This is a genomic window from Paenibacillus sp. 1-18, assembly GCF_000520755.1.
Taxonomy (GTDB): Bacteria; Bacillota; Bacilli; order Paenibacillales; family Paenibacillaceae; genus Paenibacillus; species Paenibacillus brasilensis.
Genome location: NZ_ASSB01000045.1, coordinates 1 through 9840 on the forward strand (window position 1 = coordinate 1; position 9840 = coordinate 9840).

The following is a 9840-nucleotide window of genomic DNA, read 5'->3' on the forward strand; positions in this document are numbered from 1 at the left end:
AAATCCACCTGCTTTGAGCAGGTGGTCGTTTAAGTTGTTCGATGTGTTGTGGCTGAAAGGGACCATAAAAGCGTAGGCTTTCATACCCGATCCCATCTGATAATATGCTCAAGTGAGTTCATGACTCCTTTCTAGATGTGATGGCTGATTACAAAAGTAAAGTGCAGCATTTTTAATTCGAGTCTGAATTATTGAAGCCGCAGATGGTACAAATTTGAGTCGAGACCCATATGTATCGCTGAGTTTGTTGGGTATAAAGTTACGAGATATGATATTTGAATAACAGTCCATCATATGTATATATCGGTTGAAAGAGAGATTTAGTTTACAAAATGACCCATTCGTTGGGGTATTTTCAATGTTTAATACTGGAAGAGAGAAAGCTGAAAGTAATTTTGAGCAATTGTCTTCCAAAGTCAGGAACTGAGCTGATTTAATTGTGAATATGGATTCGGGTAAATTAAATACAGGCTCATATGGAATTAGTGGGATTGATAGAAGTGAAGGGGGAACGAGTATCATCTAGAAAAAGGAATGTTGTGAGAAGGAGTGGTTTTTGATAGTGCAGGTAATATATATAATAAAAAGGAATATATCCCTTTTACTAACTCGACACATGTGGAGTGCGTGGTAGTAATATATCGAGATGATGCTTCTTATGATTAATTAATGAAGGTGAATTTTTGAACCTCCTTTTATAGGGAGGTTTTTTGTCAATTAAGATAATACTATTCTTTAATTAAACTGATATATACTAGGAATATTTGATCGTTACACTTAATAAAAAGACTGATATCGGTAGTTTGATGTATACTAGTGGAGGAACCTGTCGAATAGGGGGATTTCCAGTTGAACTGTTGAATAGCTTACACTAGCTTTTTTTTCAAAAGTTTTATTAGAATGGGTAAAGAATAAGAGGTGGTATCATGGCTTCAATTGACGTCCGTATAGATAATTGGAAAAAACGTCTTCTTGATTTGGGTAAAAGGAACAGACTGATTAATTATAGAGAAACTAAACGATCTAGCATAAGGATAATTTCTCCTGATCTGGATGAATTGTTCGCGAATTTAGTTTTAAACGAGAATTCTTTGGAGTTTCCATTCCAATATGAAGATTTTAATGATGATGATTTAGACGAAATGGAAGGTTCATTAATTTCTTTAGGTGACATCAAAACTGACCAATCACTTAAAGAGCAACAAAAAACATTAAGAAATCTAAGAAATAAAGCCAAGATAGCTTTGGAAGAACAAGGTATTAATATTCTTTATCTTTCTTTTGGATTTCTTAAATGGACAGAAAGTACAGGATCTGATCAAGTAATTACTTCCCCAATAGTGTTGGTTCCGGTCTCGATTACATTAGAGTCGATTAGCTCTCCATTTGTACTACGGCTTGCTGAAGATGAAATTGTTGTAAACCCGACATTAAAATATAAAATGGAACATGATTTTGGCGTTATATTACCTGATTTTGATGCTCATGAGGATAACATTAGGGAATATTTGAAAAATATCAATAAGTTTATTACTAAGAATAAATGGGAAGTTGTTAATGAAACGGGTTTAAGCCTCCTTTCTTTTCTGAAAATCAATATGTATGAAGATCTGGATAAAAATCAAGATAGAATGAAGGCACATCCTTTTTTAGTCGCATTATCCGGTGATAAAGGACAGATTAAAACATTACCGATGGAATTTAATGCATACGACCATGATAAAAAAACGAGAGCAATAGATACGTATCAAGTAGTAGATGCGGATTCTAGTCAACAGGATGCCATTTTATATGCTAAAAAAGGTATCAGTTTTGTGCTTCAAGGCCCCCCAGGTACGGGGAAAAGCCAGACGATTACCAATATTATCGCTGAAAGTCTTGCAGAGGGAAAAAGTGTTCTATTTGTTTCTGAAAAAATGGCCGCTCTTGAAGTAGTCTACAAACGGCTATCTCAAGTTGGATTAACTGAATTTTGTCTAAACCTACATAGTCATAAAGCTAGTAAGAAGGGAGTTTTGGATGATCTAGGAAAAACACTGGCTTTAAATAAATTCAGAATTCAGGATGATACATTCTCTCAACTTGACCTCCTTGAGAAACAGAGAGATAAACTAAACCGATATGTAGCAGAACTGCACACGCCTATTCAGCCACTTAACCAGACACTGTACTATATAACTGGAAAATTGGCTAAACTTTATGAATCTCCTGATATAATTTTTTCTATTGACGATTTGAGAGGAACTACGTCGGAAAAATTAAACGACTATACTTTTTTACTTGGGGAGTTTTCTAAAACTATTGGTAAAATGAGTGGAGATTACACTTTAAATCCGTGGCGAAACTGCATCATAGCAATGGTTTCTCATGAACTACGTCATGATATTGAAACTTATTTAAGAAAGCTGTCACCTAAATTTGATATGCTTACTGAACAGTTTAAATTGATTAATGATTATTATGAATTTAATAGGAAATCTTCACTAATTGCTGTTAATGAATTAATTGAGATACTGGAGGTGTCTGAGAAATCTCCAGGAATTCCAGTTCAATGGGTTACTGGACAAGATATCACTGCTCTAATTGAACAGGCGGAAAAGTATCTAAACTTAAAAATGGAGTATGAGAAACATCATAAAAAATTAACTGATTTTCACCATACCGGCTATTTTAATCTGAATGCTGAATTTCTTAAAACGCAGATTTTATCGACAATCAGTACATTAAAGTTATCACTAAATGAAACAAGTTTCCCTCATGAACAGGACATTGTTAAGTTAAGCAATTCTGTTATAAATGGGTTAACATCAATATCTGAGAAAATAACTTTGTCTTATGGTGCAGCAAAAAGTATTACTGAAATTTTTGATATTTCGAATAAATATACATTTTCTGGTCTTGAGTCTTTGTGTACATTGCTCGACCACGTAATTATGAATCCTAAACCAACGGAAGCATGGTTCGATCCAAGTAAATATAGTGCCGTAAAGAAAGTATACAATGAAGCAAGGAATAAATATTCGCAAATTAATGGTCTGATTCATTCTGTGACCGATCGGTTCGATTCGGAGATTTTTGAATTGGATTTTCACACAATGCTCAGGAAATTTAAGGTTGAATACTCATCATGGTTTAAAGTGTTTAATAAAAATTATAGAAAAGATAAAAAATTGATACGTAGTTTATATAAAGGAAATTCAAAGAAAATTGATGATCAAAACATTATTACAATCTTAAGTGAATTAAAAGAAATTCAGGATAGGAAGTCATGGTTACAAGAAAATGATAATTTACTGAGAGAGTTATTAGGGAGTCATTACTTAGGGGAACTGACTGATTGGGAGAGATTGAACGATTCGTTAGATCAATTTTCCATCATTATAGACTGGTTTTCAAAGGATTCTGTTCCTGAAAAGTTAAAGAACTTTCTGTGTAGTAGTGAGACGAATTCCCAAGGAAATAGAGAACTTTTTGAAAAGGTGGGACTTATAAAGGAAAGTGATATATTACTTACTCTTCAAAAAGTATTTTCCTTTACTACTGAATTCGAGAAAATGGGGATTTCTGATCTTCTGGAAATAATCACAAACGCAATTAAATTGTTTCAACAGCTAGAGAGATTATATACAGAAATCACTAAATATAGTAATCAGGAAATCTCATACGATGAAGCTATAGATCATTTGTCAAGATTAGAGATACTTCAACTCATAGATCATACTATTGAGGATGAAAATGAAAGCCTTAAAAAAAATTATGAAAATTTCTTTATTGGAGGTATTCAGACAGACTGGAATTCGATTCTAGATTCACTTTCTTGGACTGGAAAATTAAAAGAAATTAATGAAAAGTATACATTGCCTCAAAGCTTTATTATTGGCATTTGTTCTAACACGAATTTTGTTAAAAAAGTATCTGAATCTTTAGAAAGGTTAAAGTCTAGTTACAGTCAGATTGAAGTGGAATGGAAATGGTATGCCGATCTTTTTGTAAATAAAGAAGAATTACAACAGATAGCATTATCTGATATATCACTAAAAATAAATAATTGTTTAAATAATATCTCCTCTCTTGAAGAATGGATTGATTTTCGAAGTTGCAGAGACAAGTGTAACAAGGAGGGACTATCAGAATACGTTCAAAAGGTTGAGGAACTTAAAATTGACAAAGATTTAATTGTTGATGCATTTTTGAAACGGTTTTACAGATTATGGGTAGACTCTGTTATTCTTAAATTCCCAACGGTTAATTCTTTTCGGAGTCGTAGCCATGCAGAGATTATCCAGGATTTTAGTAGACTTGATTTAAGTCAACTTTCTCTTGCTCGTACACGAGTAAAAGAACGGCTTGTTTCAAAGCTTCCAGACCCAAATTTGCCTACCACTTCAATAGATGAAGTGGGCATATTAAAACGAGAGCTCAGTAAACAACGCAAATTACTACCTTTGCGTAAGCTTTTTAAATCCATACCGAATCTGATGCTTACTTTAAAGCCTTGCGTGATGATGTCACCTCTTTCGGTGAGTTTATTCCTAGAAGCAGATAAGTATAAATTTGATTTAGTCATTTTTGATGAAGCTTCGCAGGTTTGTACGGAAGATGCAATTGGAGCTATTATGAGGGGAAAACAAGTGATTATTGCTGGCGATAACAAGCAGCTTCCGCCAACTAGTTTTTTCTCTGCCAATACATCTGAGGCAGATTATGATATAGACAGTGTGGATGAGAAGGGTGAATATGATGATAGTGATGCTTTTGAGTCTATCTTAGATGAATCAATTGTAGTATTGCCAGAGCGTACCTTACGATGGCATTACCGAAGTCGGCATGAGCATTTAATTGCTTTCTCGAATGCTAAAATTTACAATTATAATCTAATTACATTTCCTTCACATATTGATAAGGTTCCTGATCATGGTGTTGAGTATATTTATGTTGAAAATGGAGTTTACGATCGGGGAGGAAAGAAATGTAATGTGAATGAAGCCTTAGAAGTAGCTAAGTTGGTACTTAATCATTTTGATAAATTTCCCAATCGATCACTGGGTGTTGTCACTTTTAGTGAGTCTCAGCAACAGGCAGTTGAAACTGCCCTTAGACAGTTGCGTTTACAGAATCAAGATTATGAAAGATATTTCAACGAGGAAAAGGAAGAAGCATTTTTCATTAAAAATCTGGAGAATGTTCAGGGAGATGAGAGAGATACAATAATTTTTAGTATTGGTTACGCCAAAGACCCACATGGGGTTATGTATATGAATTTTGGACCACTAAGTAGAGACGGTGGTTACAGAAGATTAAATGTAGCTATAACAAGAGCAAAATATAACGTAAAATTAGTCGGATCAATTCGCCCTACGGATATTAAGTTGGAGAGTACGAAGGCAGAGGGCGTAAAAATGCTACGATCTTATATTGAATTTGCAATGAATGGACCTGAAGTGTTGCAACAGGAATTGAGTTATTCAGATACAGTTAATGTTGATTCGCCTTTTGAAGAGTCTGTTTATGATTTTTTGTTGAAGCAAGGATATAGGGTATCAACGCAAGTTGGTTGTTCCGGTTATCGGATTGATTTGGCTGTCAAACATCCCACGTTAAATGGGCGATTTGTTCTTGGAGTGGAATGTGATGGAGCCACATATCATTCTGCTAGAACTGCCAGAGAACGTGATAGGTTGCGTCAAACAGTTTTGGAAGACATAGGATGGAAAATTTATCGGATTTGGTCTACTGATTGGATTAAGGACCCGGTAACAGAGGGAAAAAAATTGCTTGAAGCTGTTGAAAAAGCGACTAAAGAATACGTTGAAACCGGCTTTAAACCAAAGGAATCTGAGGATAGGTTATCTTCTCCTAAAATAAATATTGAAGTTCTTGAAAAACCTATGTCCAACGATGATATCCAGTATGATAATCCGTATTCATTTGCTTACTATAAAGAAGCAAATATCCATGAAGTGAAAAGAAACTCAGATAATACAGATTACTTTACTAAAGTAATCCATCATGTTGTTCAAATAGAACATCCGATACATTTTGAACTATTATGTAAGAGAGTAGCTGGTTTATTTGGAAATCAAAAGGTGACCGTAAAAATCAGGAAATCTGTTAGCTTTTTAATTGATAATTATCTTGAACAAAAATTAATACGTAAAGGGGAATTCATTTGGATAAAGGACAAAGAGAACCTCTCTGTACGGATTCCTTTATCAAATGATACTGCTGTAAGAGCAATTCATCATATTTGCACAGAAGAGCTTTCTGCGGCTATGCATAAGATTGTTAGTAATAGTATTGGAATTACATCTAATGACCTTTATTTAGTTACAGCACGGGCATTTGGCTTTAGCAGAACTGGAGGGAATATACTTCAAGCAATGGAAAATGCTTGCCAGCATCTCATTCAGACTGGTGTAGTTCAAAATTTGGATGGAAAGATTGTTTTATTAGCAGATAAATATCTTTATAAATCTTAAAGTAGTTTTGTAAAGCAAAAGCGACTTCCTCTCCATAAATAGGATCTGGCAACAATTTTGTTCAATTTTATTTAGATCTATTCTCTGTGAGAGGAAGCACCTTTTCTATATAGTCGATTTCCTTAGTAACCGTCTCTTCAAGATATAAGTATTTTTAATAGAGTATTGGTATGACTTCTTTGATTAGTTATGCGCTTCTTGCGAGATTAATTGTTCTTTTTAATTAAATCATAGGTATACCTCTCTTTCACTCAAAGCCCTATGCAATCTTCTCTTTTATAATTGAGCTAACATACCCATGATAATTTTTTGTTTAGCTTGATCTCTCCAATAAATATCAAAGCGAATTAACTCGTCGATTTTACAAGTCCATAATTGCTGGCTTTCCTTATACAAGCGCTTCTTCAGTTTGGTTCTGCTTGATTTAGGCAAGACTTCGCAAATTTGTTTGAAAATTATTTTTTCTTTTTCGGTCCACTCGTAAATCCCAACGTTTTCTCCGATAAAATTAAGCATAACTTCTACTGTGGCATTATAGAGCATATCCTTTCGATATGGTTTGTGAGAAGTTTTTACCTTATTCTTTATAACTTCTAGGGAGCACAATACTTCCTCTAATGTGTTAATTTTTTTGCTATCCCTTATCTCTTTTGATAATATCAACCATACCTTTGGGTCTAGTAACCAGGTCGAAAAACGCCTTGGCCACTTTTTCTCGACTAAAATATAGTTAAATAATAGTGAGACTTGTGTTCGGTCATCAACTTGTGATAAAGCATACTCAATTTTCCTAAGTTCAGCTTCGATCCCAGTGTATAGTTCATTTCGAGCTGCTTTTTCTCCCTTAGTATCTTGATAACGATCACCATCTGACAATCGTTCTATGTACCTTCTAAGTTTTTTCGTCAATAAATAGAAAGTAATATTTTGGAGGAGTTGATCCTGTGTTTTCATTAAATCTATAATCCATTCTTCCGGAATTTCAATTTCAGGATTATATGAAGTTAGGTTCAAAAGTAAAAGTTGTGAATTGTCTTCTTTTATTAACCTTCTAAATTTTTCTTTGTCCTCTTCATAAATTACTTTTGCAGCCATAAAAAATTCTATGTAGTCCCAAAAACCAAACTCCCCTTCAAATCTTCTTAAAAACTGGTATTTATTTCGGAAAGGGCCGTCTCCCGTTGAGATGTGTATTACAAAATCTGGTTTGGTTCCTTTAATTAGCACCGCTAAGCCCCCGTAGAGTAGGGAGATAAGTTCATATCTCTTTAAGTACTTTCGTATTTGTTCACTTTCGTCCAAGTTTTGTCCAAAAAGTGCTAGAACAAAGATAGCAGTATAGATAGGCTTTTTCTTTAAATGTTCATTTGGTAAGGAATCCATAAATATTTTGAATTCTTCGAACAAATTCGAGATTGATTTTTTTCCTAAAAGCCTTTTCAGATGCATTTTAACTTCTCTATATTCTTGAATCCCATTCCAGTGACCAAAGATAGTATCAGAAAGTTCAGCAAGTATTTTTATATCCATCATGTTGGATTCTCCTAATTTAAATAGTTGATTTTTCCACAATGTGAGGTAAAATAGTGAATTTTTTTAGTTCCTCAAAAACATGGCGAGCAGTTCCTTTGTACAACTTGTACATGCAAAAATAGTTGCTATCCAAAGAGTTTAACGATGTTCCTATAGTTATTCCTGTTATAAATCCTTCTTTATCTATGATGAATAAAAAACGATCATGAATACGTTGTTTAGTTTGGTAAAACTGAATCTTTAGTGGCTCCGTTCCTTTTAGTGACTGTATAACAGAATCTTGCTTAGCGATAGTAGCAAATTCTGCTGCACTTATAGGGTTGTGCTCAGTTTTTTTAGGGTTATTATGAAAAATTATATGTTTCTCTTCTGCATGGCAAAAAGCAAAAATTCTAATTAAATCTATTGAATAATTAACTCCGTTACGATCAGAAAAATAAGAATCGAAAAACCAGATTTCTTTGCATGGTTTTTCTAGTTCTTTTTTTATAAAATCCATTGCTTTTTGGACTTCATTTGGTTTAATGAACAGAAAGGAATCATCGACTTCTTCTTCATTCAGCCTTCGACGAATGTTTGATTCAGAATGTTTAATTTTCAATTCTTCAAACGTTTTATTTTCTGAAGTAATGTTAGTTATTATCTGCTCTTTCCCTGAATTCATTGTTTTAAATTCTTTGCCTAGGTTCTTTAAGGGAATAGTATGGCCCTGACGACCTATTGTCGCATTTATTTTTAAACTTCTCATAAAATATGTATCCTTATCAAAGTAGATCAATTTGCCGTCAGCATACAATTCGATATCGTAATTATTCCAAGAACTTGTAGATAAAATTATAATATCTTCTTCTTGAGGAAAATTAGTAGTATGAATTATTTTTGTGCATACAACCAGATCATCTTTTTTGAAATTTACAATAATAGTATCACAATGTCTCTTATTGCTAACTACAATTCCATCTTCTTTATATGCATGAAAGTTTCTGGGCGAATACTCGTAAATGAAAGTATTACCAAAACATAGAGGGGCCTTTAAAAGGTCTATTCCTATGTATTTTTCAATAAAAGAGCATATTTGTTGAAAGGTTGGAACATCCACTTTTAACGAATATTCTTCAGTATTGGAAAAAAGACGGCGTGGTTTATCAAGAGATATAAATTGCTCTACAAAAGCGCAGGCTCCTTTGCGATAGGGATTCAAAACAGCCCCTTGGCTTAATAGTCCTTCCATTTTCCAACCGTTATATGAAATATTTTCGACTTCTTCGTCTGGAACAACCTTTTCTTCAAAAATCAGTTGAAAACGTCCCAGTTTTTCCTTGGTTTTTAAATGGCGATTTTTTACGTCTTCATCAAAACCTTTATGGTAAACAGTTAGAATATTTTCTCCAGCATAAGAGATTGTATTTTTAAGCATAAAATTCCTCCTGTGAAAACTTATTTAAATATTTTTAGAGTTTTAATAGATATTAGTCCCTTATAGATATTATATTCTATTTTCGCTTTCCTCCCCCAAAAACTCTTTTCCACTTCAAAAATTATATTACACTAACTATTCAAATGAGAACGTATATTCGGTATAATAAAATAGGAACATTAGTTCTGTGTTTAAACTAATAATATCGGAGGATTCGCATGATCAAAAAAAGACAGTACCACTTATGGCAATATCAACTTGGCGATGTAACAGAACGAAACGGAGAATTTTCACTGGCCTACACTTTAGCAGATGCCAAGCAAACAAGTGAAACTTTCATGTATTACATTCTACACGAGAAAATAATGAATAAGAAATTCGATGCTACGCCAGAGTACATAACCAATCAAG

At 33.5% G+C, this 9840-nt stretch carries 4 protein-coding genes; 2 read left to right on the forward strand and 2 right to left on the reverse strand.

What is annotated here, in order from left to right:
- Positions 1-926 precede the first annotated feature (926 nt).
- The gene (locus L693_RS0102835) at positions 927-6479 is read left to right on the forward strand and encodes a DUF4011 domain-containing protein (RefSeq protein WP_025715969.1); all 5553 of its coding nucleotides are present in this window, start codon (positions 927-929) and stop codon (positions 6477-6479) included.
- 276 nt (positions 6480-6755) lie between these two features.
- Here L693_RS0102835 and L693_RS0102840 read toward each other — a convergent pair whose 3' ends face one another.
- Both L693_RS0102840 and L693_RS0102845 read right to left on the reverse strand, forming a co-directional pair.
- Positions 6756-8012, reverse strand: coding sequence for a hypothetical protein (locus L693_RS0102840; RefSeq protein WP_025715970.1), 1257 nt, complete (start codon positions 8010-8012; stop codon positions 6756-6758).
- 16 nt (positions 8013-8028) lie between these two features.
- Positions 8029-9429, reverse strand: a complete 1401-nt coding sequence (locus L693_RS0102845; protein WP_025715971.1) for a hypothetical protein — start codon at positions 9427-9429, stop codon at positions 8029-8031.
- 218 nt (positions 9430-9647) lie between these two features.
- Between L693_RS0102845 and L693_RS30975 the strand changes: the two genes are divergently transcribed.
- The coding region (locus L693_RS30975) for a hypothetical protein (RefSeq protein WP_231503509.1) at positions 9648-9840 on the forward strand (193 nt) is incomplete at its 3' end.